This window comes from Alkalidesulfovibrio alkalitolerans DSM 16529 (genome assembly GCF_000422245.1).
GTDB classification, from domain to species: domain Bacteria; phylum Desulfobacterota; class Desulfovibrionia; order Desulfovibrionales; family Desulfovibrionaceae; genus Alkalidesulfovibrio; species Alkalidesulfovibrio alkalitolerans.
Genome location: NZ_ATHI01000001.1, coordinates 149,293 through 170,832 on the forward strand (window position 1 = coordinate 149,293; position 21,540 = coordinate 170,832).

The following is a 21,540-nucleotide window of genomic DNA, read 5'->3' on the forward strand; positions in this document are numbered from 1 at the left end:
GGGGCCCGAAAGGGGGAAACGGCTCCAGCCAAGGACGGATCATGCGCATTCTCTTGACCAACGACGACGGCATCCAGGCCGTGGGGCTGCGCGCCCTGTACAAGGCGTTCGCCGCCGCCGGGCACGAGGTCGTCTGCGTGGCGCCCATCTCCGAGATGTCGGCCGTGGGGCACGCCGTGACCCTTTCAAGCCCCCTGCGGGTGAAAAACTTCAAGGAAAACGGCTTTCGCGGCTACGGCATCTCCGGCACCCCGGCCGACTGCGTGAAGATCGGCCTGAGCGCCATCATGGACGCTGTGCCCGACCTCGTGGTCTCGGGCATCAACGCGGGCGGCAACTGCGGGGTGGACATCCTGTACTCGGGCACGGTCTCGGCCGCCACCGAGGGCGCGCTGACCGGCATCCCCTCCATGGCCGTGTCCTACGACAACTTCAACCCCTTCGACCTCTCGGCCCAGGCCGCCTGGGTGGCGGATTTCGCCGCCGAGTTGGACTGGGATCGCGTGCGCCGGGGCTGCGTCCTGAACCTCAACTTCCCGGCCTGCCCCCTGGCCGAGGCCAAGGGCCTGCGCATCTGCCGCCACACGCGGGCGGCCTACCGGGACTTCTACGACCGCCGCACCGACCCGCGCGGCCGGGAATACTTCTGGCTCGACGGAGTCATCCCGCCCGAGCAGCTTTCGGCCGACACGGACCGGGCGCTGCTCAGCGAGGGCTACATCACCCTAACTCCCCTGCGCTTCGACTTCACGGACTACGAGGTACTGGACGCGCTCAAGGATGCCGCTGGGGACGACTCGTGAGGAATCATATGCGCACATTGGCGATGCTTATCGTTTGTCTGGCCGCCTTCGGCCTTGCCGCCTGCACCGAGTCCGCGCCGCGCGTGGGCGTGGTGGACGCGGAGATCGTGCTTTCCGAGTGCCAGGCAGGCAAGGACGGCATGGATTACCTGCGCTCCCTGAGCGAGGAACTGGGCGAGAAGTTGAAGAAGCTCGACGCCGAGTTGGACGAGAACGCGGCTCAGGACAAGCTGGAGGCCTACCAGCAGGTGCTGGCCCAGGCGCGCATGCAGCTCAACACCGAGCAGGGCCGCATCATGGGCCTGATCCAGACCGGCTTCGACGAGGCCGTGGAGGAATACCGCGCCAAGAACAAGCTCGACGTGGTGCTTTTGCGCGAGCAGACCCTGGCCATCTCCCCGGCCGTGGACGGCACCAAGGCCGTGCTCGCGCTGCTTGACGCCAAGAAGATCGTGGTGGCTCCGGCCGCGCCTGAGGTTCCGGCTGCGCCCGAGGCTCCGGCCGAGACTCCGGCCGTCCCGGCTCCGGGCGAGACGCCCGCGCCCCCGGCGCAGTAAGCGCAGACCGCCCCAAAACGCCACCCGTGGCGTTGTTTCGAGAGCCGGTCAAATCCTCACGCCGCAGTATGCGCGAGGGTTTGATCGGCTCTCGCGCGTTGCGTCCGGCGCGTTGCGAACGGCCTTCTGAACGGTCCGTTCAGGCCGGGCTGCTAGTCGGCGCGTTCCTGGATGACCTGCACGTCCTCGCGCTTGATGGTCACCTTGCGGCCGTCGAGATCCTTGTAGGTGTAAGTCTGCGAGGTCTCGTCGAAGCGCGGCTCGCCCACGGCGTCGCGGGTCGTGCCGTCCGTGGTGGTGATGGTGTAGTGGCGGGAGCCGCAGGCCGTGAGGGTCAGGGCGGCAAGGCACAGGACGACGAGCGCGACGCGGTGAAGCCCAGAAAGCATGGAACGCATGGCGGACTCCTTATAACGATTTTCTTTGCCCAATAGCACCACCCGACAGGTCGCGGCAAGGCGTGCGGCGCGAAGGGTGGCGGAGTTTTCATGGCCTGCGGGGGATTTTTTTCCGGCCCTTGGCCGTGCCGCGTCGTCTCCTATTTTGTCCATCATCCTGAAATAACGTCAATTCTATTTTCAGGCGGCAGGCCACCTGACAGGCCGCGTCGCCAATCCGCCGGAATGACGGGCGATCGGACGCGGGCGTCGGACTGCTCGCGTTGACGAGTTTTTCGCCCTGCATCTGTCTATCATCACTGCATTTTTTACTTCCGCCGCGCCGGACGCCAAAGGCGTCAACAGCTCATTCGCGCCCTGACGCGAACCGGACGCGCCCGGCCGCGCCCGCGCGAAAAACCATCCCCTAGACTCCGCCTCGAACACGGAAACGGCCCCCTGCCCGACGCATCCGCGCGGCCGCACGGGAGCCGCAAACCCGCACGAGGAGCGGAGCATGGACCCAATCACCATCATCGCGGGCGTGGCCTCGGTCGTGCCGACCATCGCCCGCTGGATCGGCGGCGACAAGTCGAAGACCGCCGAAGTGGCGCAAAAGGCCGCCGACGTGGCCATGCGCGTCACCGGCGCGAGCGACCCGGCCACGGCCATCGAGCAGCTCAAGATCAACAAGAAGTTCGCCCTGGAGTTCGAGAAGCTCTGGGCGGGCGTGGACATGGGGCTGCAGGAGAGCCTGACCCGCCGCCACGAGGCGGACATGTCCTCGGACTCCTGGCTCTCCAAGAACGTGCGGCCCCTGTGCCTGCTGGGCCTCACGGCCGCGGTCGTCGGCGGGGTCTTCACGTCCGTGGACGAGGGCAAGCTGCGCGCCCTGACCGAGCTCGGGCTCTACGTCTTCGGCTACTACTTCATCGGCCGCAGTGCCTTCGACAAGGGCGCGGTGCGCCTCGACCTCTCGCGCGAGGGCGGGGGGGCCGTCCGATGAGCGGCGAAGACATCCGCGAACTGTGGGAGGCCATCGAGGGCCTTCGGCGCGGCCAGGGCGACATCCTGGTCGGCCTCTCCGAGGTCAAGGCCGCGCTGAACGAGCGCTGCCGCGAGCGCGCCCGCCGCATGGACGCCCAGGGCCAGGCCATCGAGGGCGCGGGGTTGCGCATCGCCGCCCTGGAGCGCGGCCAGGCGCGGCTCTTCGCCTGGGCCTCGCTCGCTGGCGGCGCGGCCGCCCTGGCCGGGCACTGGCTGCTCAAGACGCTGGGGGGAAGCTAGGATGGCCCGCTGGCTCACTGACTACGCCCGCATGGCCGAGGTGGCCGCGCGCAAGGGATTTGCCGAGCGCGACCTGGCCGAGCTCTTCGGCCTCTCCATCGACGAATGGCGCGCCTGGGTTGCCAAGCGCCCGGACCTGGCCAAGGCCCTGGCGCGCGGCCGGGGCGACGCCGACACCCGCGCCGAGCGCATGCTGCTCGCCCGCGCCCTGGGCCTGACCTGCACCGAGACGACCATCAAGACCGCGCCCGTGCGCGGCGAGGACGGGGCCGTGACCGAGGAGGTGCGCGAGCGCCGCGTGGTGAGAAAGCGCCTGCCGCCCGATTTTCAGGCCCTCAAGCTCTGGCTCTCGCGCCGCCGTCCCGATCTGTGGGGCGACGGCGGGGACGACGACCCCATGAACGCGCTCTCCGAGGAGGACATCGATGCCCGCATCCGCGAGCTCGAACACCAGCTTGGCGGCTAAGCGCGAGAAGCTGCGCGCGCTCTCGGCCAAGGCCAGGCTGCGCGCGGAGAACGCCATCGCCGCCTACTACCCGGACGAGGGGCCGCTGGCCCGCGTGTTGTACCCGCGCCACCTGGAGTTCTTCCGCGCCGGGGCCGCGTGCCGCCAGCGGCTGATGCTGGCCGCCAACCGCGTGGGCAAGACCGAGGGCGTGGGCGGCTACGAGCTGACCCTGCACCTGACCGGGCTCTACCCCCATTGGTGGGAGGGCCGCCGTTTCACGCGGCCGGTGCGGGCCTGGGCCTGCGGCGACACGACCGAGTCCGTGCGCGAGATCCTGCAACGAAAGCTCCTCGGGCCGCCCGAGGCCCCTGGTGCCGGGCTCATCCCCAGGCGCGCGATCCGCGAGGTGGCTAGGCGCGGCAGCGGCGTGGCCGACGCCGTGGAGCGCGTGGCCGTGGCTCATGCAACGGGCGGGCTCTCCTGGCTCAAATTCAAGTCCTACGACCAGAAGCGCCGCGCCTTTCAGGGCACGGAGCAGGACGTGATCTGGCTGGACGAGGAGCCGCCCATGGACGTCTACGCCGAGTGCCTGATGCGCACCATGACCACGGGCGGGCTGCTCATGCTGACCTTCACGCCGTTGCTCGGGCTGTCCGAGGTGGTGCTTTCCTTCCTGCCTGGCGGCAAGCTGCCCCAGGCCGAGGAGGTGGCCTGATGCCCCAGGTCGCGCCCGGCAAATACCTCGTCACCGCCACCTGGGACGACGTGCCGCACCTCTCCAAGGCCCAAAAACGCGAGCTGTGGGCCCAGATCCCGCCGCACCAGCGCGACGCCCGCGCCAAGGGCGTGCCGCAGCTCGGGGCCGGGGCCGTCTATCCCGTGCCCGAGGACGAGATCGTGGTCTCGCCCTTCGAAATCCCGGCGCACTGGCCGCGCGCCTACGGCCTGGACGTGGGCTGGAACCGCACGGCCGCCGTGTGGGGGGCCTTCGACCGCTCCGGCGGGGTGCTGCACCTGTATGCCGAGCACTACCGGGGCCAGGCCGAGGCCGAGGTCCACGCGGCCGCCGTCAAGGCGCGCGGCGAGTGGATTCCCGGCGTCATCGACCCGGCCGCGCGCGGCCGCTCGCAGATCGACGGCACGAGCCTGCTGGCCATCTACCAGTCCCTCGGGCTCGACCTCTCGTGCGCGGACAACGCCGTGGAGGCGGGAATTTATCGCGTCTGGAGCCTCCTTTCCACGGGCCGGATCAAGGTTTTCGCCACACTCTCCAACTGGCTGGCCGAATACCGGCTCTACCGCCGCGACGCCAACGGCAGGGTGGTCAAGGAGCGCGACCACCTCATGGATGCAACCCGCTACCTCGTGGCCTCCGGGCTCGACGCGGCCCGCGCCGTGCCGCCCGGGCGAGACGCCCTGCGCGCCAGGCCCGGCGAGGCGGCCAACCACGACTACGAGATGTTCGCATGAACCACGCCATCTATCTGATCTCTCCCGGCACCGACGCCATGTCGCCGGACCTGGCCCGCGAGACGCTTGACCAGCTCTGGGACATGCTTTGGGACGACGGCCTCGTCTCCACGGTCTTCTACGAGGGCCGCGTGACAAACGCCGCAGCCTTCGCCGCGCTCATGCTCTCGCCGCTCACGGCCTGCTACGCGGCCTTCGGGACGGGCTCGCGGCCCGCTGGCCTGGCCTGGCTGAACGCGCAGGAGGGCAAGGCCGCGCGCCTGCACTTCTGTTTCTTCCGCCACGCCAGGCGACACGCCCTTTCCCTGGGGCGGCTCTTCACCCGTTTCCTGCTCACCGCCCGCGATGAAGGGGGCGAATCCTACCTGGAGACGCTCTACGCGGGCGTTCCCCAATCCAACCGGCCGGCGCTGTCGTTGGCGCGAAAGCTCGGGTTCAGGACCATGGGGGTCCTGCCCGGCGCGGCCTACATCGCGGAAGCGGATCGCCTCGAAGGGCTGGTCCTCTCCCGCCTGACCCGAGAGGAGATAGACAATGATCAATAATAAGATGCCTAGTGCTGTTGTTTTGAATCGATATGGTGAGGATGATCATTGTTTCAAGCATTGCAATGGGCAGAAAGTGCGCCCATGGCCATGCAAAAAATGCAAAAAAAGAACATTCCACACGTCAGATTGTGGAGTTTTTAGTTCTCCTGCGTTTGAGAATGTGGAGTGTACGTGTGGTCTCAGATCATAGCTATAACATTTGGTATGTGTGCATCCCTCTCTGGATTGTATCCATCCCTTGGGGAGTCAAAGTGCTGACCAGTTCTTCTAATATTTTCAATCTTCTCAATACGCATAAGTCGCCAGGGCGGTTGTCTTCCAGAGTTGCTGAATCCGGCGACTTGGTAGCAACGAAGAAGCTCTTGGCCATCCTTGCCATAACCACAGCAATGAGGCTCGACGGTACGTTCACCGCCGTCATAATAAAATTCAAGAACAGCTTTGTCTCTTATTGCTTCGGCTATCAGATTGAGCATCGACAATCCCTCCCGAGGAAAATAGGTTACAGGTTTGAATTAGCATTGACTATAGCAACAAATGTTAATCCAGGCAAGTTTGTCTCAATTATTCCCCAATCCAACCGGCCGGCGCTGTCGTTGGCGCGAAAGCTCGGGTTCAGGACCATGGGGGTCCTGCCCGGCGCGGCCTACATCGCGGAAGCGGATCGCCTCGAAGGGCTGGTCCTCTCCCGCCTGACCCGAGAGGAGGTTCTTGCCCATGGGTAGCCTGTTTTCCCCGCCCAGAGCCCCGTCCGCGCCCCCGCCGCCCCCGCCCGCACCGGCCCCGGTCATGCCCGAGGAACTGGACGCGGCCGAGACCAGGGCCATGAAGGAGGCGCGCGAGAAGCAGAAGAAGGCCGCGCTCCTGGCTGCCGGACGTTCCGGCACGGTGCTCGCCGAGCGCGGCACGCCTGCGCCCACGGCCCAGAAAACCCTGCTCGGCCAATAGGAGGCGCGCGATGAGCGAATCACGACTGAGACAGGCCCGCGAGCGGGCGCAAGCCCTGTGGGATCGCCGCCGTTCCTGGGACGAGCACCTGCGCGAGGTGGCCGAATACGTGCTGCCCGACAAGGGGCGCTTCGCCGGACACGAGCAGGGCCGCGAGGGCGGCAAGCGCATGGGCCGCATCATCGACTCCACGGCCACGCGCGCCGTGCAGATCATGGCCGCCGGGCTCATGGGCGGCCTGACCAGCCCGGCCCGGCCCTGGTTCCGGCTCGGCCTGGCGGACAAGGAACTGCGCGAGTGGGGGCCGGTGCGCCACTGGCTGGAGGCGGCCGAGCGGGCCATGTACGGCATGTACGCCCGCTCCAACTTCTACCAGAGCGTGCACGGGCTCTACCTGGAACTGGGGGCCTTCGGCACGGGCTGCATGTTCTGCGAGGCCGATCCCGAGCGCGGCGCGCGCTTTACGACCTTGACCTTCGGCGAGTACGCCCTGGCCTGCGACGCCTCGGGCACGCCGGACACCGTGGCCGTGCGCCGCACGTGGCCCGCGCGAAGGCTCGCCGAGCGCTTCGGCGAGGACAACCTCTCGGAGGGCGCGCGGCGCATGCTCACGGCCGCGCGCGGCGACGGCCGGGTGGAGGTGACGCAGCTCATCGTCCCGCGCGCCGAAGGAGGCGAGGCGCGGCTTTCGGCCAGGGCCAAGCCCTTCGCCTCGCTCATCTTCGAGAGCGCGGCCGCTGCGCGTTCGGGCGGCGGGCTGTTGCACGAGGGCGGCTACGACCGCTTCCCCTGCCTGTGCCCGCGCTGGGACGTGACCGGCGGCGAGGAATACGGCCGGGGGCCGGGCATGACCGTGCTGCCGGACGTGAAGATGCTCCAGGAGATGGCCAAGGGGCGGCTTCAGGCCGTGCATCTGGGGCTTCGTCCGCCCATGCGCGTGCCCTCCAAGTTCGCCAAGCGGCTGAACCTGGTGCCCGGCGGCCAGAACTACGTGAACCCCCAGCAGGCCGAGGGGCTGGCCCCGCTCTACGAGTCGCGGGTCTCCATCGCCGAGGTCACGGCCGTGATCGAGGACGTGCGCCGCCAGGTGCGCGAGGGCTTCTTCAACGACCTCTTCCTGATGATCTCCTCCATGGACCGTTCCAACGTCACGGCCACGGAGATCATGGAGAAGCAGGCCGAGAAGCTGCTCATGCTCGGCCCCATCGTGGAGCGGCTGCACTCCGAGCTGCTCGATCCCCTGACCCTGCGCTGCTTCGAGCTTCTGGACGCGGCCGGAGCCCTGCCGCCCGCGCCGCCCGAGGTGCTGCACTACGCGGCCGCCGGGGGCGAGCTCAAGATCGAGTACGTCTCCATGCTCTCCCAGGCCCAGAAGCTCTCGGGCTCGCAGTCCATCATGCAACTGCTGGAAGTGGCCGGGCGCATGGCCGCCGGACGGCCCGAGGTTCTGGACAAGATCGACTTCGAACAGGCCCTGGACGAGCTCTCGCTGGTCACGGGCGTGCCCTCGGGGGTGGTCAGGCCCGACGACGAGGTGGCCGAGCTGCGCGCCAGGCGCGCGGCCCTGGCCGAAGGGATGCCGCTTGGCGCGGGCATGGGGCCGGGCGAGGGGCCGGGCGAGGGCGGCGCGCCGCCCGCGGCCGCCCTTCCCATTCCGCCTGCCGCGCTCAGGCCTGGTGCGGCCGGTCCCCACGCGGAGGTCAGGCCGTGACCCGGCTGCACGTGCCCGAACCCGATCCGGAGTTCGCGCTCTACGCCCAGGCCGGGTTCGAGGCCGCGCTCGGCGGGGCTGCCGACGATCCGGTCGGCGAAGACCTTTGCGGCGGCCCGGCGCACGGCCCGGCGCACGGCCCCGAGGCCGAGCGTCTGGCGCGCCTTCTGGCCGACTGCCGCGAGGTCATGTGCCTGCCCTCGGGCGCGGGGCTTCGGCTGCTGTGGCACTGGCGCGAGCAGGCCCTGGCCTTCGGCCAGGTCTTCGTGCCCGGCGCGGCCGTGTACGCCAACGCCGCGCTCATGGACTACGCCCGCGAGCGCGAGGCCGAGATGGCCATGGCCCACCCGCGCAAATACCTGGAACTCATGACCCTGGCCGCCCGCGCCCACGCCCGGGAGGCGGCGGCCGCAACCGCACGGAGGAGATGATCATGCCCCACGAGATCACGGACCACGCCGGAATCATGGACAGCGCCGCGCCGCAGGACGCACCCGGACGCGCGGACACCCAGGACACCGGATGGGATACCCCGGCCACGGCCCATGCGCCCGGCCGGGAAGAGGCAAGGGACAAGGAGAAGGGCGGGGCGGACCTGCCGCGCGTGAAAAACCTCCTGCTCGACCCCGTGGACGCACCCGATGGCGCGGACCACGAGGCCGGGGAGGTGGAGCGCGCCCTGCACGACAAGGCCAGGAAGGCCAAGGTGGCCGCGTCCTACGCGCCCGAGGACTACGCCTTCGAGTTCCCGGACGGGTTCTCCCCGGACGAGGCGCTCGTGACGGCCTTTCGGGACTTCGCGGCCGACGAGGGCATCGCGCCCGACCTGGCGGGCAGGCTGGCCGCCTTTCAGGTGCGCATGGTCATGACGGCCCAGACCGACATGGCCGAGCGCTGCGAGGAGGCGCTGCGCGCCGAGTGGGGCCGCGACTTCGGCCGCAACATGCGCGAGGTCAAGTCCGCGCTTTCCTACGTGGACGCGCACCTGCCCGGCTTCAAGGACTGGGTGGGCACCCTGGGATCGTGGGCGGGCGGCTCGCCCGAGTTCGTCCGCTTCATGCACTGGCTCGGCCGCCATGTGGCCGAGGACCGGCTCATGGACGGCGGCGGGCCCGCGCCCCGCTCCGAGGAGATGACCACCCTGGAGTACATCACCGACGCGTTCAAACGCGCAGAACGAGGAGACTACTAGATGAGCATGAGCACCCTGAAGGAACTGGCCGTTCAGTACGCCACCAAGCAGCCCAAGCAGGTGGACGCCCTGACCGAGAAGGCCCCGATCCTGGACGCGCTGCCCTTCGACGAGGCCAGCCACGGGCTTTGGAACGCCTACGAGGATCTCTCGAACATCCAGGGCGCGGGCTTCGTGGAGATGAACGCGCCGCTGCCGGTCATCGCGGCCGACGCGGACCTGAAGAAGGTCGATCTGGCCATCATGGGCGGCGAGATCGAGGTGCCCGAGGACAAGGCCCGCATGTTCGGCGGCAAGGAGCAGTACTTCTCCAAGAAGATGGACGCCATCCTGCGCGCCTCGGGCATGGCCGCCGAGAAGAAGATCATCTACGACAACTTCCGGGCCTTCGCCCTGGACCACGGCGCGGCGCTCTCGGCCGGGGCCGAGACCGACGCCTGCTACTCCATCCTGGCCGTGCGCTTCGAGCCCGGCGTGACCTGCGGCCTGTACAGCCCCGAGGGCTTCAAGCGCGGCTCGCTGCTCGACTCGCTGCCCATCAACGGCGGCGCGCTCTACAAGAACGCCCAGGGCGTGCTGGTCTTCGGCATGCGCGTCAAGGGCTACTTCGGCATCCAGATCGCGGACCCGCGCACCGTGGCCGCCATCGTCAACATCAACGCCGACAACGTGCCCACGGCCGCCCAGGTGGACGACCTGCTGGCCATGGTCCGGGCCGACTCCGCCGACACCAAGCTGTTCATGCACATGCGCTGCAAGAACATGCTCAACCGCTACAAGGCCGGCGACGGCCAGGGCGGCGGCAGCCTGCAGACCCTGCCCGCGACCAAGGATCTGAACCGGACCTTCGAGGCCTGGAACGGCATCCCCATCGTCGCTTCCTACAACTTCCTCGAAGGGGCCGAGACGGCCGTGGCCCTCGACTAACCGCAACGATCCAAAGGAGAAACGCATGTACAAGCAGACCCTCAAGTCCGCTGACGACTATCTGGCCAAGGGCCAGAGCCTGCCCCAGAACGCCTCGGCCCTGGGCAACCAGGGCGCGCGCGACTTCTGCAACACCCAGGGCGCCCTGGAGGTCGTGGTCGCGGCCCGCGAGGACGTGGAGGTGGCCCAGGGCCATAGCCTGACCATCGGCCTGGTCCACGCCGAGGACGGCGAGGACTTCGCCCCGGCGGGCGGGGCCTTCACGGCCGAGGCCACGGACGCGGCCCTGACCTGGCGCGCCGGGCAGATCGTCTGCCGCCTGGCCGTGCCCTCCACGCTCAAGCGCCGCGCCGCGCTGCAACTGGCCACCACGGACCCGGCCGCCTCTGGCGCCCTGGACGGCTGGCTCGCCTACCTGGCCCGCTAGCGGACCGTCCTAAGAACGCCATCTGCCGCCGTGCATCCGGCGCTTTTTGAACGGCCTGCGAGTCAGGCCGAAAACCTCGACCGGGCCGTCCCGCGAACGCGCTTCGCGGGGCGGTCCGCATCCCGGAGCGAACCGATGACCGCCGACATCGCCATCTGCAACATGGCCCTGACCGCGCTCGGCCATGAGACCATCGCCGCGCCGCACGAGCGCACCAAGGCCGCCGGATTGTGCCGCCTGCACTACCACGGGGCGCGGCGCGAGCTTTTGGAGGCCCACCACTGGGCCTTCGCCACGGGCGCGGCCGACCTGGCCCTGGTGCACGGCGTGGCCGAAACGGCCACGGCCAGGGCGCTTGGCTACGCCTTCGCCTTCATGCGCCCCGCGGACTGCCTGAAGGCCCGCCGCCTGACCGACGACGCGCCCTTCGAGCCCGCCGGGCGGCTGATCCTGTGCAACGTGGACAAGGCGCGGCTCATCTACACCCGTGACCTGACCGAATCGGCCGTGTTCCCGGCCGCCTTCACGCGCGCCCTGAGCTTTCTCCTGGCCTCGCTCCTGGCCGTGCCGCTGATGCAAAGCCAGAAGCTCGAACGCTCCATGCTCGAAAAGTACCTGAGCCTGGTCGAGGCCGCGCGCGAGACCGACGCGGACCAGGGCGCGCCCGCGGGCGAGCCGAGCGTGGCCTGGATCGAGGCGAGGAGGTAGCCATGGGCAAGAGCATCATCCTGCAGACCAGCTTCAACGGCGGCGAGCTTTCGCCCCTGCTCCAGGGCCGCGTGGATCAGGAACGCTACGCCTCGGGCTGCGAGCGGCTCGTCAACTTCTGCCTGTGGCCGCACGGCGCGGCCCATCGGCGGCCGGGCACGCGCTTCGTGGCCGCCTGCGGCAACGAGGACTCGGCCTCGCGCCTGATTCCCTTCGAGGTGGCCTCGGACACGGCCTACGTGCTCGAATTCTTCGCCGACGCCGAAGGAGGCGGCCGGATGCGCGTTTTTGCGGGCGGCATGATCGGCGGCGGGCCGGTCCTGGACGGGGAGGAGGTCTGCGAGATCGCCACGCCCTACGGCTCGGCCCAGACCATCCGCGCGCTGCGCTACTGCCAGAGCGCGGACGTGATGTACCTGGCCCATCCGGACCACCCGCCGCACAAGCTGGCCCGCCACGGCCACACGGACTGGCGGCTGACCGAGGTGGACTTCAGGCCCGGCATCGCCGCCCCGGCGACGCTTTCGGCCGCGCGCCAGGGCCAGGCGGGGCAAACCGAGTACGCCTACGTGGTCACGGCCGTGCGCGACGAGATCGGCGAGGAGTCGCTGCCCTCGCCCGAGGCCGTGGTCGCGGACGGCAACGCCACGCTCTCGGCCGCCAACCACGTGCGGCTCGACTGGGAAGCCGTGGAGGGGGCCAGGGAGTTCAACGTCTATCGCAAGGTCAACGGCGTCTTCGGCTGGATCGGCAAGGCCGAGGGCACGCGCTTCGAGGACAAGGGCGAGACCAAGCCCGACGTGGGCGACACGCCGCCCAAAGCGCGCAATCCCTTCGACGGCCCCGGCAAGTATCCCTCCTGCGTACAGTTCTTCGAGCAGCGGCTGTTCTTCGCGGCCTCGCGCGACGAACCGCAGAAGCTGTGGGGTTCGCAGAGCGCCAACTACGAGAACTTCAACATCTCCACGCCGCTCAAGGACGACGACGCCGTGACCTACGGCGTGGCCGCCGACCGGATCAACGCCGTGGTCTGGATGCTGCCCGCGCAAAAGAAGCTGCTCTTCGGCACCGTGGGCGGCGAATGGACGCTTGGCGGCGCGGGCGGCGATCCGCTCTCGCCCCTGTCCGTGGAGACCGCGCGCGAGACGGCCCACGGCTCCGCGCCGATCCCGCCCGTGACCATCGGCAGCACCGTGCTCTTCGTGCAGCGGCCGGGCAACGTGGTGCGCGAGTTCGCCTACTCCCTGGACGTGGACGGCTACGCGGCCACGGACGTCTCCATCCTCTCCGAGCACATCCTGGGCGAGCGCGCCATCGTGGACTGGGCCTACCAGCAGGCCCCGTGCTCCACGGTATGGGCCGTGCGCGACGACGGAGAGCTTTTGGCCCTCACATATCTGCGCGAGCACAAGGTCGTGGGCTGGTCGCGCCACGAGACGCAGGGGGCCGTGGAGTCCGTGGCCGTGATCCCCGGCGCGGTGGAGGACGAAGTCTGGCTCGCGGTGCGCCGCACGGACGCGCAAGGCCAGACGCGGCGCTTCGTGGAGCGGCTGGCCCCGGTCTTTCGCGGCGAACATGCCGAGCAGGCCTTTTTCGTGGACGCCGGGCTCTCGTGCTCGGCCTGGAACGAGGATCAAGCGCGCACCCTGACCCTTTCGGCCGCCGACTGGACGCCGGGAGGCGAGGCCGTGCTCTTGGCCGTGGGCCACGCGCCGTTCTCGGTCCAGGACGAGGGGCGGCGGTTTAGGCTGCGCGCGGCGCTGCCGGGCGGCGGCATGGATCGGAGCGCGGTCTGCGAGGTGCGCGTGACCTGCGTGCAGGACGAGTCCAGCGCCTCGGTCCGGCTGCTTACGGCCGTGCCCACGGCGCTTCGCCAGGCCGCGACCATGCACCACGCCCGGCTCTCGTCCTTTATCTCGGGCCTTGAGCATCTGCAGGGCACGACCGTGCAGGTGTTGGCCGACGGCATGGTCCAGCCCGAGGTGCGCGTGGGCGACGCCTCGTCCGCCTCGTGGGCCAGCCGCGAGTGGGGGCCGGGCGAGATCGAGTTGCAGCGTCCGGCGGCCGTGGTGCACGCGGGGCTTGGCTACGTCTCGGATCTCGCGCCCATGCGGCCCGAGGCCCCGGACCAGGCGGGCACGAGCCAGGGCCGTACGCGGCGCGTGGGGCTCGTCTGGGTGCGGCTGCACAATTCGCTTGGCTGCAAGGTGGGCGCGTCGGCCAATGCCCTGCACGAGATCATGTTCCGCACCTCGGAGCACAAGATGGGCGCGGCCGTGCCGCTCTTTTCGGGCGACAGGCGCGTGGCCCTGCCCGGCGGCTACGACGCCTCGGCGGGCGTGCTCGTGCGCCAGGATCTGCCGCTGCCGCTGACCGTCCTGGCCCTGGTCACGGAACTGGAGGTCATGGAGCGATGAGGCACGACATCGAACGCCGCGCCGCGCGGCGGCCGGACGCGGATTCGCGGCCCCGGCTGGTCCCGTTTGCGCCCGCGCACCTGGCCGCGCTTTCGCCGCGCGCCTTTGAGCGCCTGACCTTCGGGCTTCAGGGCGGCCACGACCGCGAGACGGCCGCGCGCCTGGCCGCACTCGGCCCGGCCTTCAGCCTGCTGCGCGGGCGTGAGGTGGTGGCCTGCGCCGGGATCATGCTCGGGCCGGTGCGGCCCGACGGCACGCGCGCGGGCGATGCCTGGGCGCTCACGGGCGAGGCCGTGGAGCGCTTTCCCCTGGCCTTTCACCGCGCGGTGCGGCGCACGCTTGGCGCGCTCGTGGCGGGGCACGGCCTTTCGCGGGTCCAGGCCTTGTGCCTGGCCGGACACGCGCGCTCGCGGCGCTGGCTGAACCGACTTGGATTTCGGCGCGAGACCCTGGAGCCGGGCATGGCCTGCATGCTGCCGGGCGCGCGCCTGCACCTGTACGCACTCACACGGGAGGACGGATCATGAGCGGAATCGAACCCTGGATTCTGGCGAGCTCCATCGCCACCACGGGCGTGGGGATGATCTCGGGCCAGGCCCAGGCCCAGGCGCAGGCCCAGGCGGCGCGCCAGGCCGCCGAATACCAGCGCCAGATGGCCGAGAACAACGCCCTGGCGGCCGAGCAGCAGGCCGATCTGGAGAAGAAGATGGCCGAGAAGCGGCTTGCGGCCATCCGCCAGGAGGGCGCGGGCCAGAGCGGCGCGCTTCGGGCGCGCATGGCGCGAAGCGGTGTGAGCCTGCTGGACGAGGACGGCTCGGCCATGGACGTGCTGGGCCAGGTGGCGGCGGACTACGCGGGCCACGCCGAGGCCGAGAAGTGGAAGAGCGACTATGCCGTGCAGAATCTCCTGCACCGCGCCGAGACGTACCGGCACGGCGGGCTGCTCGCGGACATGGAGGGCGCGGCCAGGGCCGGGGCCATCCGGAGCTCGTCCATGAGTTCGCTCACCCAGGGCCTGCTCGGCCTCACGCACAACACCCTGGCTTCCGGCCACAAATACAATTGGTGGTAGCGGACCGCTAAAGTGACGACAGACGATGAAGGGCGGCTCCGTGCGGAGCCGCCCTGTTTTGTGGAAGTAGGAAAACGAGGGTCATACTTGGAATCGTAACTCATTGACGATCTTAAGATGTGACCCGTCGGCACGTTTTTATGCGATATAATATATTGCCATTATAATGCTACTGCGAAATAAAATATCTAATGATTTCTAGCAAGAGAGGCGAAGGCTTTTTGTTGCAATCATACAGATGTAAATACATATTTACCCCCATTTACAATCGAATGATAGTTGGTGGTAATAATCATATTTCTCGTCATTCTTACTTAGCGAGGGGGGTAAAATGCGTATCACGTCGCTGTTCATTGTTATGTTGTCGCTATTTGTATCTGCCTGTAGCTATAAGGTCCCAACCGAAGTTTCTCCCGCAACAAACATCTACTCGACCTATGAGGACAAAATTCCAGGTAAATTCTACCTTGTGTCGGATTCTGGAATGAAAAATATCCATAGGGATATCAAACCATCATCTTACGTTTGCAGCGCACATTCATATCCATTGACTGTTGATTCATCTGTATCGCAATCAGTTCGTGCGACTCTTCAAAATGTTTTTGAAAACATAGAAGAGATTGATCACATGCCAACAGTTGAGATGATGGGAAAAGATGGAGCTCAGGGTGTCGTTTTCGTTAAGATGAAGAGATTCGAGCCGAGCATACGATTCGCAATGGGCTTTTGGTCTGGGACTGGAATTGGCACATGCGATATGGTCATTGAAGTTGTTGTAAAGGATAAAAATAATCAAACTCTTGTCAATACGACAGTTGGCGGAAACAGAACGACGGAAGGCGATTCCGGAGCTGGATGCGGAGGAGGGGCAGAAGTCCTTTCTCGGGCTATATACGAGACGACAAGAGACACAATGGAAAGGTTGGCCGAGCGAGTAGCTAACTCAACCAAAGTGCGAGAGGCTGTTTCATCAGATATTGCAATGCAGACGAACCCTTCTGTGGCTGCCGATTAGCATGAGTTAGGCTGAAAAGCACCAGCGCTTCTGCATCTCACCCCTCTTTCCTGAGAATGGAAGGAGGGGTGCTGGCTTATCTATGACGGGGCTCCAGTGGCCAGGAGGCCGCCTGGCGCGGCGCGGCTGGCCGCATATCCCGAACTGGTGGAGCGTGAGCTGGACGAGGCCGTGCGCCATGCGGCGCTCTTCGGGCCGGACGATGAGACGAAGCGGGGCGAGTACGTGCGCAGCCTGGCCTCGACTGTGCTCGGCAAGGCGGTGCAGACGCGCCTTGCCGACGATCCCGGCGCGGCGAGGGTTTTGCTCGATCGCTGGGGCGGGTTTTTCCACGATCCCGAGCGCGGCAGGCTGGACGCGGAGATCGGCGAGGCGCTGCGCGGCAGACGGATCGACCAGGCCTGGCAGGAGGTGGCCCCGGCCATCCGCCACGACGCGGATGCCGAAACGCTCGGCGCCGCGCTGCGCGATCCGGGTTTTGCCGCCCGCCACGGCCTGAGCCCGGACGACGCGGCGCATCTGGGCGACCGGCTGGCCGTGGCCTTTGCCGCCAGCCGCCGGAACCACGCCCGCGAGCAGGAGCAGGGGGCGCAGCGGGAAACCGAGCGCTTCTGGGAACTGGCGCAGGACGACCCGGCCGGGGCGCTGGACCACCTGCGCCGGGCGAAGCACCTCTCCGGGGAACAGGCGCAGCGCTTCCGCGAGGCCTTGCTCGACCAGACACGGGACTGGCAGTCGCCGCCCGCCGCGCCCGGCGCGGAACATCCCGGCGTGACCGAACCCGTTGCCCCGGTCCCGGCTCCGGCTGCCCCTGGCGACCCCGCCGCCCAGGCTTCGGCTCCTGTCGCTCCGGCCCCCGCCGAGCCTGCCGCTCCTGCTTCGGACAGTCACGAGGACTGGCGGCTCAGACAACTGGGCGCGGATAAGCCGCAGGCGTTGCGGGAGAGGGACTACGACCACGATATCGTTCCCGACGTGGAGATCGTGCAGCAGGAGAACATCCGGGCGCTCATCGACCAGATGGCGCGCTTGAAGTTTCCGGAAACCGGCGACCTCAACCGCGATGTCCATGCGCAGCGCGAGGAATACCGGCAGCAACTGCAACGCACGTTCGTCTCGGAGATGGTGCTGGGCCGGGATGCGCGCAAGGCGGTCTGGGCCGAGTTGGAGGGGGTCGAATCGCGGCGGCGGCCCGACCCGGCCCTGGTGAACGCCGCCCTCACTCCCCAGGCCGGGATTGACCCGCAGACATTGGCGAACGCCGTGTCCAACGACGAGAAGAGTCTGGGCCAGTACACGCGGGACCGGGGCCGGATGCAGGACGACATCCATGCGCTGTGGAACAAGAGGCGCAACAAGACGATCACGGACGAGGAGAACGACCGTCTCGAACGCCTCGAACGGGATCTTCCGCCCGAGGTGAAGGCGAAGAACGCCATGGATTGGCTCATCACTGTGGCCAACGAGGAGTTCCAGGACAAGGCGGACAAGGCGGGGCGCGTCGCTGCTGCCGGGGGACTTGGTATAGTCGGCTCGGCGGCGGTGCAGCGGGAGTTCGAGACGTCTGCTGGCAAGTACTACAAAGAATTCAGCACGATGCGCGACAAAAACGGCGAGGCGATGCCCGAGGAGATGGCGCAGATCGGCGCGTTGCTCGGCGGACTCATGCACAGCGGACTGGAGGTGCTGGAATACGCGGGCCTGGGCGCGGTCCTTGGGTCGGGAGCCAAGGTCGGCGGCAAGGCGGCCGCGGCGGCGCTCAAGGAGGCGCTGAAAAAACCCGAGAACTTCAAGGTCATAGCCGAGGGAGCCGTCAAGGCGGGCAAAGCGCTCGGAATCTCCTCGCTCAAGAACCTAGGGGAGAGCACAATACAGCATTACTACAGCAAAGTTGTCGGAAAAGCTAGCAATCTCGTGGGAAAGACAGATTTTGAGGCAGAAGTAAAAAGTGATGATGTCATTGAAATTATAAACGACGCTGCCGGAAAAACATTCACTGGAGGGGCAAAACGTGCGCTTGTAAAATAATCAATCCGTCTGGCCTGCCTTATTCCGTAGCAGGCCAGGCGAGGAGAAAGCAAAAATATATATTGTTGAAATTGATATAGATATCATGCACCCATAAATCATGCAAATTGATTTTGGAATATATAGAAAGAAAAAAACGAGTACGGCTATGTATTTAAAATGGATAATTTCAAAAAATGATAAAATCATAAACGTATTATAAATAATATTCAAAAAGGAGAGCACTGCGCCTACCAAGAAGCTTTTTCTTGGTGAAAGAAGTATCCCTGTGGCGAGAGAGAACAATAGGATGAAAATCGGTATGCTAAGGTCCTTTGCACATGTAGAGAGGGAGAGCTTATCTAAAATCGGCAAGGACAACTCGGTGAAAAAAGGCGGAGCGCCCATCAGCCAGATCAGGAGCAAGAACCACAAGAAGGGTTCGGGGAGAAGAGAGAAATAGAAAGAAGATACTTTCCGGTAGATTCTGACAATGCCGCTTTCAGCCATGGGGTGCATCCGTGCAGGCGAAAGCCGAGAGCGTTTGTCCTTCTTGCTGCACTACCATGCCGCGCACTAGGCCGGGCAGGCCACGCCACCAGGCATAGGCCCGCATCAGGTCGTATTCGGCGATCCGCCGCGCGAAGTCCATGAATCACCCCATCCTGCCGTGTCGCTCATGCTGGCCGGGCCTTGCCCGTCCGAACATCCCGCCTGCCTACGCCATGCCACTCCCGCTCCCGCCGTAGCCTCTCCCGCCTCAGCATATCTCACTTGGGCGACAAATCGCCTAGCACATACCGGCGTGGATGAAAACAGATGGGACGGGATGTCATCCCGGCCTGCCGCGTCTTTCCCGGTTTCGGTCCCTGCCCGGCTGCGGCTACTCCGGTTGCCCTGGCCCGGTTGCCCCGACTTCGGTCCGGGCATGGCGCGGAGCATCCCGGCTGGCCGAACTCGTTCCGGCTGCGCGGCCCCGCGCCCGACGGCTTCCCTTTTTCCGTGGGAGGCCGCCGGACGCGAGGCCGTTTGGGCAGCCTGCTAGGACCGCACGAAGGTCTGGTAGACGTGCGTGTAGGCCAGCATATTGGCGGCCATGGTCACGGCGTCCAGGACGTCCGACTCGCGCCAGCCGAGGGCCAAGAGCGCCTCGACGTCGCCGCGCGCGATGCTTTGTGGCTCGTCGAGCGACTTGGTCACGAAGGCCAGCAGGGCGGCCTCGCTCTCTTCGAGCGGCGTTTCCGCTGGCTTGCAGGAGAGGCTGGCCATCTCGGCCTCGCTCATGCCCTGGGCGCGCAGCAGCTCGGCGTTGAACACGGCGCAGGGCGCGTAGCCCGTCTTTTGCGAGGCCACGTAGCGGATGGAGGCCAAAAGCGGCGGCGAAAGGCGCTCGTGCGCCCGGAAATAGCCGATGACGCCAGTTTGACGCTCCATGAGGGCCGGACTCGCGCTCATGAGTCGAAGCGGCACGGGGATGTCGATCTGCGGCGGGATGTGGCCGTAAGCTGCGGCCACCACGCCCGTCGCGTCCTCGCGGGAAACGGTGTCGATCAGGTACATGGCATGCTCCTTGGGGTTAGAGGTGGTTGCGGTCGTCTCGGAGTCGCGGGCTCCAGATGTTGCGCCGCCAGTAGTAGACCGGTCGTCTTGTCCCTTGCCGAAAGAAAACGCCGCAACGCGGCAGCCGGTTCTCCCGGCCTGCGCGGCGCGGCGGCTGTCAGCCTGTCGCGGTCTCCTGTTCCGTTTGCCCGCCGCACAGCGGAGCGTTCAGGACGCGGGCGAAGAGCAGCTTTTCGAAACGCAGCAGCGGCTCCACGCTCTTTTCGGCCTTCATGCGCAGGATCGCCCCTTCCCAGGCGTCCATGATGAAGGCCGCCGTCTCCTCCGGATCGAGGCCTTCTGGCAGATCGCCCTGCCGCGCGGCCTCGGCCAGCACCCGGCCGATGCTTTGCGAAAGGCCGTCCAGCGAGGCGCGCAGCGCCTCGCGCATGGCGGGCGAGAGGTCGGACAATTCCTGCGCCAGATTGCCGAACGGACAGCCCCGCTCGCAGCCCCAGTTCGCGAAGCGCTCCCGCGCCCCGGCCAGGAAGCGGGCCAGGCGTTTCAGGGGCGGCCGCGTCGGATCGCTCAGGATCTGCGCGATGATCGGGGCGCGGCTGTCGCGGAAATGGTCGATGAGCGCCAGGCCGAAGGCCTCTTTGCTGGGAAAGTAGAAATAGAACGAGCCCTTGGGCACCTGGGCCAGATCCAGGATCTCCTTGATGCCGGTGTTGTGGAAGCCCTTTTTGTGGACCAGTTCGGCCCCGGCTTCGAGGATGGCGAGTCGTGCGTCGCGCTTCATGCGGCCTGAAATAGACCGGTCGGCTAGTTCGTGTCAAGGGGGTGTGCCGTCAATCTCGTCCTGGTGCCAGCGGCCCAGACGGCGTGCGTCTCAGTCCTGGGCTCTTGACGCGGACCGGGCAGCAGGGGCAACGTGCATGGCATCCGATCCGCAAGGAGCCGCCGTGGCCGCGCCCATGCGTCTGTCCGTGGTCCAGCTCGAACCGAGCACCCACTGCACCCTGCGCTGCCCCACCTGCCCGCGCACGGCCTTTGCCGCGCATTGGGAGAACGCCCATTTCCCCTTCGAGCGCCTGGAGCCGCTCGTACCCGCGCTGGCCAGGTCCGAGCTCGTGGTGCTTCAGGGCTGGGGCGAGCCGCTGTGCAACCCGGAGCTGCCGCGCATGGTCGCGCGCCTTACGGAGGCCGGGGCGCGCTGCACCATAACCACCAACGGCTGCCTGCTGGACGAGCGCATGGCCCGCGAACTCCTGCGCGCCGGGCTGCCGCTGCTCACGGTCTCCATCAGCGGCGCGAAACCGGAGACCCATGCCCGGCTGCGCCCGCCCTCCGATCTTTCGGCCCTGCTTGAACGCATCGCGCGCACGCGAGCCCTGGCGCGCGAGATGGGCGCGCCCGTGCGCCTGACCGTGAGTTTTCTGCAGCAGCCCGAGAACATCGAGGAACTGCCCGAGGTGGTGGCCCTGGCCAAGCGCCTGGGGCTGGACGATTGCCTGGCCGTGAACGCGACGTTTCTGCCGACCAAAGAGCACGAGCGCCACCTTTTGCGGCCAGGCGCCAGCGAGCGCTCGGCCGCGCGCCGCGCCTTGTGGGGGGCCATCTGGCGGCGGCAGGCCTTCACCCGCGTGGAGTGCAAGGCAGAGGAGAAGGCCGTCTGCGCCAACGATCCTACCCGCAACCTGACCATCGGCGCGAGCGGGGCCGTGAGCCCGTGCATCTTCCTGCAATTGCCCCTGAAATCCGAACCGCCAGAGCGCCCGCCGGAGATGATCTTCGGCAACGTCTTTGAGACGGACTTGGAGGATATCTGGAACCGGCCGGATTATGAGGCCTTTCGCGCGACCTTTGCGCGGCGCGACGCCTTTGCCGAGGCGACCTGGGGAAGCGTTGGCCGCGACGAGGAGGGGCGGCGCAGGCTGCGCGAGGCACCGGCGCGGCTTGCGGCCTTTTTTGCCGACAACCCCGCGCCTGCGCCTTGCCGAGCCTGCGTCAAGCTGCAAGGCTTGTGATTCTTATGTGACTATTGACAAGCAGCGGTTTCGCAGGCCGTTCAAAAAGCTCCAGGT

The 21,540-nt window shown here is 67.1% G+C and carries 27 protein-coding genes; 22 read left to right on the forward strand and 5 right to left on the reverse strand.

What is annotated here, in order from left to right; all coding sequences use genetic code 11:
- Window positions 1-41 precede the first annotated feature (41 nt).
- Together surE and DSAT_RS00710 are read left to right on the forward strand one after the other, a co-directional pair.
- Entirely contained in the window at window positions 42-803 is a 762-nt protein-coding gene (gene surE / locus DSAT_RS00705; RefSeq protein WP_020885648.1) for a 5'/3'-nucleotidase SurE, read from the forward strand.
- A gap of 8 nt (window positions 804-811) precedes the next feature.
- Window positions 812-1,360 carry an OmpH/Skp family outer membrane protein gene (locus DSAT_RS00710; RefSeq protein WP_020885649.1) on the forward strand — a complete coding sequence of 183 codons (549 nt, stop codon included), beginning with the start codon at window positions 812-814 and terminating at the stop codon, window positions 1,358-1,360.
- A gap of 152 nt (window positions 1,361-1,512) precedes the next feature.
- Here the strand turns inward: DSAT_RS00710 and DSAT_RS00715 are convergent, their stop codons facing one another.
- On the reverse strand, window positions 1,513-1,758 hold the full coding sequence (locus DSAT_RS00715) for a YgdI/YgdR family lipoprotein (protein ID WP_020885650.1): 246 nt from the start codon (window positions 1,756-1,758) through the stop codon (window positions 1,513-1,515).
- A gap of 496 nt (window positions 1,759-2,254) precedes the next feature.
- On the opposite strand from DSAT_RS00715, the gene DSAT_RS00720 reads away from it, so the two are divergent.
- The 19 genes from DSAT_RS00720 to DSAT_RS15665 all read left to right on the forward strand — a co-directional run bounded on the left by DSAT_RS00720 (window position 2,255) and on the right by DSAT_RS15665 (window position 17,935).
- The gene (locus tag DSAT_RS00720; protein WP_020885651.1) at window positions 2,255-2,743 is read left to right on the forward strand and encodes a hypothetical protein; all 489 of its coding nucleotides are present in this window, start codon (window positions 2,255-2,257) and stop codon (window positions 2,741-2,743) included.
- Window positions 2,740-3,024 carry a hypothetical protein gene (locus tag DSAT_RS00725; protein WP_020885652.1) on the forward strand — a complete coding sequence of 95 codons (285 nt, stop codon included), beginning with the start codon at window positions 2,740-2,742 and terminating at the stop codon, window positions 3,022-3,024. The genes DSAT_RS00720 and DSAT_RS00725 overlap by 4 nt, the downstream gene beginning before the upstream one ends.
- 1 nt (window position 3,025) lies before the next feature.
- Complete coding sequence (locus DSAT_RS00730) at window positions 3,026-3,490, forward strand: hypothetical protein (RefSeq protein WP_020885653.1); 465 nt, start codon at window positions 3,026-3,028, stop codon at window positions 3,488-3,490.
- Entirely contained in the window at window positions 3,450-4,187 is a 738-nt protein-coding gene (locus DSAT_RS00735) for a terminase large subunit domain-containing protein (RefSeq protein WP_020885654.1), read from the forward strand. The genes DSAT_RS00730 and DSAT_RS00735 overlap by 41 nt, the downstream gene beginning before the upstream one ends.
- On the forward strand, window positions 4,187-4,942 hold the full coding sequence (locus DSAT_RS00740) for a phage terminase large subunit family protein (protein WP_020885655.1): 756 nt from the start codon (window positions 4,187-4,189) through the stop codon (window positions 4,940-4,942). Before DSAT_RS00735 ends, DSAT_RS00740 begins: the two co-directional genes overlap by 1 nt.
- A complete protein-coding gene (locus DSAT_RS00745; protein WP_020885656.1) occupies window positions 4,939-5,487 on the forward strand; it encodes a GNAT family N-acetyltransferase in 549 nt (182 codons plus the stop codon). The genes DSAT_RS00740 and DSAT_RS00745 overlap by 4 nt, the downstream gene beginning before the upstream one ends.
- 41 nt (window positions 5,488-5,528) lie before the next feature.
- Window positions 5,529-6,215, forward strand: a complete 687-nt coding sequence (locus tag DSAT_RS15960; protein ID WP_152490170.1) for a hypothetical protein — start codon at window positions 5,529-5,531, stop codon at window positions 6,213-6,215.
- Complete coding sequence (locus DSAT_RS00755; RefSeq protein ID WP_020885658.1) at window positions 6,208-6,438, forward strand: hypothetical protein; 231 nt, start codon at window positions 6,208-6,210, stop codon at window positions 6,436-6,438. The genes DSAT_RS15960 and DSAT_RS00755 overlap by 8 nt, the downstream gene beginning before the upstream one ends.
- 10 nt (window positions 6,439-6,448) lie before the next feature.
- Window positions 6,449-8,149 (forward strand): portal protein, encoded by a 1,701-nt coding sequence (locus DSAT_RS00760; protein ID WP_020885659.1) that lies wholly within the window; start codon window positions 6,449-6,451, stop codon window positions 8,147-8,149.
- The gene (locus DSAT_RS00765) at window positions 8,146-8,580 is read left to right on the forward strand and encodes a hypothetical protein (protein WP_020885660.1); all 435 of its coding nucleotides are present in this window, start codon (window positions 8,146-8,148) and stop codon (window positions 8,578-8,580) included. The genes DSAT_RS00760 and DSAT_RS00765 overlap by 4 nt, the downstream gene beginning before the upstream one ends.
- Window positions 8,581-8,582: 2 nt before the next feature.
- Window positions 8,583-9,341, forward strand: a complete 759-nt coding sequence (locus DSAT_RS00770; RefSeq protein ID WP_020885661.1) for a hypothetical protein — start codon at window positions 8,583-8,585, stop codon at window positions 9,339-9,341.
- On the forward strand, window positions 9,342-10,268 hold the full coding sequence (locus DSAT_RS00775; protein ID WP_020885662.1) for a major capsid protein: 927 nt from the start codon (window positions 9,342-9,344) through the stop codon (window positions 10,266-10,268). It begins immediately after the preceding gene.
- 25 nt (window positions 10,269-10,293) lie between these two features.
- On the forward strand, window positions 10,294-10,695 hold the full coding sequence (locus DSAT_RS00780) for a hypothetical protein (RefSeq protein ID WP_020885663.1): 402 nt from the start codon (window positions 10,294-10,296) through the stop codon (window positions 10,693-10,695).
- Window positions 10,696-10,830: 135 nt separating this feature from the next.
- Window positions 10,831-11,403, forward strand: a complete 573-nt coding sequence (locus DSAT_RS00785) for a phage connector family protein (RefSeq protein ID WP_020885664.1) — start codon at window positions 10,831-10,833, stop codon at window positions 11,401-11,403.
- Window positions 11,404-11,405: 2 nt separating this feature from the next.
- Entirely contained in the window at window positions 11,406-13,820 is a 2,415-nt protein-coding gene (locus DSAT_RS00790) for a phage tail protein (protein ID WP_020885665.1), read from the forward strand.
- Entirely contained in the window at window positions 13,817-14,347 is a 531-nt protein-coding gene (locus DSAT_RS00795) for a hypothetical protein (protein WP_020885666.1), read from the forward strand. The genes DSAT_RS00790 and DSAT_RS00795 overlap by 4 nt, the downstream gene beginning before the upstream one ends.
- Complete coding sequence (locus tag DSAT_RS15470; protein ID WP_020885667.1) at window positions 14,344-14,892, forward strand: virion core protein, T7 gp14 family; 549 nt, start codon at window positions 14,344-14,346, stop codon at window positions 14,890-14,892. Before DSAT_RS00795 ends, DSAT_RS15470 begins: the two co-directional genes overlap by 4 nt.
- Window positions 14,893-15,223: 331 nt before the next feature.
- Window positions 15,224-15,907 carry a hypothetical protein gene (locus tag DSAT_RS15265; RefSeq protein ID WP_020885668.1) on the forward strand — a complete coding sequence of 228 codons (684 nt, stop codon included), beginning with the start codon at window positions 15,224-15,226 and terminating at the stop codon, window positions 15,905-15,907.
- Between the two features lie 96 nt (window positions 15,908-16,003).
- The gene (locus DSAT_RS15665; RefSeq protein ID WP_020885669.1) at window positions 16,004-17,935 is read left to right on the forward strand and encodes an amino acid adenylation domain-containing protein; all 1,932 of its coding nucleotides are present in this window, start codon (window positions 16,004-16,006) and stop codon (window positions 17,933-17,935) included.
- Here the strand turns inward: DSAT_RS15665 and DSAT_RS00810 are convergent, their stop codons facing one another.
- The 4 genes from DSAT_RS00810 to DSAT_RS00820 all read right to left on the reverse strand — a co-directional run bounded on the left by DSAT_RS00810 (window position 17,936) and on the right by DSAT_RS00820 (window position 20,255).
- Window positions 17,936-18,424, reverse strand: coding sequence for a hypothetical protein (locus DSAT_RS00810; protein WP_040370415.1), 489 nt, complete (start codon window positions 18,422-18,424; stop codon window positions 17,936-17,938).
- A complete protein-coding gene (locus DSAT_RS15475) occupies window positions 18,417-18,566 on the reverse strand; it encodes a hypothetical protein (RefSeq protein ID WP_020885670.1) in 150 nt (49 codons plus the stop codon). The genes DSAT_RS00810 and DSAT_RS15475 overlap by 8 nt, the downstream gene beginning before the upstream one ends.
- 389 nt (window positions 18,567-18,955) lie before the next feature.
- Window positions 18,956-19,474 carry a carboxymuconolactone decarboxylase family protein gene (locus tag DSAT_RS00815; RefSeq protein ID WP_020885671.1) on the reverse strand — a complete coding sequence of 173 codons (519 nt, stop codon included), beginning with the start codon at window positions 19,472-19,474 and terminating at the stop codon, window positions 18,956-18,958.
- A gap of 157 nt (window positions 19,475-19,631) precedes the next feature.
- The gene (locus tag DSAT_RS00820) at window positions 19,632-20,255 is read right to left on the reverse strand and encodes a TetR/AcrR family transcriptional regulator (RefSeq protein ID WP_020885672.1); all 624 of its coding nucleotides are present in this window, start codon (window positions 20,253-20,255) and stop codon (window positions 19,632-19,634) included.
- Between the two features lie 136 nt (window positions 20,256-20,391).
- Here DSAT_RS00820 and DSAT_RS15275 point away from each other — a divergent pair, with 136 nt between their 5' ends.
- Window positions 20,392-21,483: a radical SAM/SPASM domain-containing protein gene (locus tag DSAT_RS15275; protein WP_161656076.1), complete on the forward strand. Its 1,092-nt coding sequence runs from the start codon at window positions 20,392-20,394 to the stop codon at window positions 21,481-21,483.
- The last annotated feature ends 57 nt before the right edge of the window (window positions 21,484-21,540 follow it).

Excerpts from the sequence above, each read along its gene's own strand:
- surE (WP_020885648.1), top strand. The coding sequence starts at position 42 with ATGCGCATTCTCTTGACCAACGACGACGGCATCCAGGCCGTGGGGCTG.
- DSAT_RS00710 (WP_020885649.1), top strand. The coding sequence starts at position 812 with ATGCGCACATTGGCGATGCTTATCGTTTGTCTGGCCGCCTTCGGCCTT.
- DSAT_RS00715 (WP_020885650.1), bottom strand. The coding sequence starts at position 1,758 with ATGCGTTCCATGCTTTCTGGGCTTCACCGCGTCGCGCTCGTCGTCCTG.
- DSAT_RS00720 (WP_020885651.1), top strand. The coding sequence starts at position 2,255 with ATGGACCCAATCACCATCATCGCGGGCGTGGCCTCGGTCGTGCCGACC.
- DSAT_RS00725 (WP_020885652.1), top strand. The coding sequence starts at position 2,740 with ATGAGCGGCGAAGACATCCGCGAACTGTGGGAGGCCATCGAGGGCCTT.
- DSAT_RS00730 (WP_020885653.1), top strand. The coding sequence starts at position 3,026 with ATGGCCCGCTGGCTCACTGACTACGCCCGCATGGCCGAGGTGGCCGCG.
- DSAT_RS00735 (WP_020885654.1), top strand. The coding sequence starts at position 3,450 with ATGCCCGCATCCGCGAGCTCGAACACCAGCTTGGCGGCTAAGCGCGAG.
- DSAT_RS00740 (WP_020885655.1), top strand. The coding sequence starts at position 4,187 with ATGCCCCAGGTCGCGCCCGGCAAATACCTCGTCACCGCCACCTGGGAC.
- DSAT_RS00745 (WP_020885656.1), top strand. The coding sequence starts at position 4,939 with ATGAACCACGCCATCTATCTGATCTCTCCCGGCACCGACGCCATGTCG.
- DSAT_RS15960 (WP_152490170.1), top strand. The coding sequence starts at position 5,529 with ATGATCATTGTTTCAAGCATTGCAATGGGCAGAAAGTGCGCCCATGGC.
- DSAT_RS00755 (WP_020885658.1), top strand. The coding sequence starts at position 6,208 with ATGGGTAGCCTGTTTTCCCCGCCCAGAGCCCCGTCCGCGCCCCCGCCG.
- DSAT_RS00760 (WP_020885659.1), top strand. The coding sequence starts at position 6,449 with ATGAGCGAATCACGACTGAGACAGGCCCGCGAGCGGGCGCAAGCCCTG.
- DSAT_RS00770 (WP_020885661.1), top strand. The coding sequence starts at position 8,583 with ATGCCCCACGAGATCACGGACCACGCCGGAATCATGGACAGCGCCGCG.
- DSAT_RS00775 (WP_020885662.1), top strand. The coding sequence starts at position 9,342 with ATGAGCATGAGCACCCTGAAGGAACTGGCCGTTCAGTACGCCACCAAG.
- DSAT_RS00780 (WP_020885663.1), top strand. The coding sequence starts at position 10,294 with ATGTACAAGCAGACCCTCAAGTCCGCTGACGACTATCTGGCCAAGGGC.
- DSAT_RS00785 (WP_020885664.1), top strand. The coding sequence starts at position 10,831 with ATGACCGCCGACATCGCCATCTGCAACATGGCCCTGACCGCGCTCGGC.
- DSAT_RS00790 (WP_020885665.1), top strand. The coding sequence starts at position 11,406 with ATGGGCAAGAGCATCATCCTGCAGACCAGCTTCAACGGCGGCGAGCTT.
- DSAT_RS00795 (WP_020885666.1), top strand. The coding sequence starts at position 13,817 with ATGAGGCACGACATCGAACGCCGCGCCGCGCGGCGGCCGGACGCGGAT.
- DSAT_RS15470 (WP_020885667.1), top strand. The coding sequence starts at position 14,344 with ATGAGCGGAATCGAACCCTGGATTCTGGCGAGCTCCATCGCCACCACG.
- DSAT_RS15265 (WP_020885668.1), top strand. The coding sequence starts at position 15,224 with ATGCGTATCACGTCGCTGTTCATTGTTATGTTGTCGCTATTTGTATCT.
- DSAT_RS00810 (WP_040370415.1), bottom strand. The coding sequence starts at position 18,424 with ATGGCTGAAAGCGGCATTGTCAGAATCTACCGGAAAGTATCTTCTTTC.
- DSAT_RS15475 (WP_020885670.1), bottom strand. The coding sequence starts at position 18,566 with ATGGACTTCGCGCGGCGGATCGCCGAATACGACCTGATGCGGGCCTAT.
- DSAT_RS00815 (WP_020885671.1), bottom strand. The coding sequence starts at position 19,474 with ATGTACCTGATCGACACCGTTTCCCGCGAGGACGCGACGGGCGTGGTG.
- DSAT_RS00820 (WP_020885672.1), bottom strand. The coding sequence starts at position 20,255 with ATGAAGCGCGACGCACGACTCGCCATCCTCGAAGCCGGGGCCGAACTG.
- DSAT_RS15275 (WP_161656076.1), top strand. The coding sequence starts at position 20,392 with ATGGCATCCGATCCGCAAGGAGCCGCCGTGGCCGCGCCCATGCGTCTG.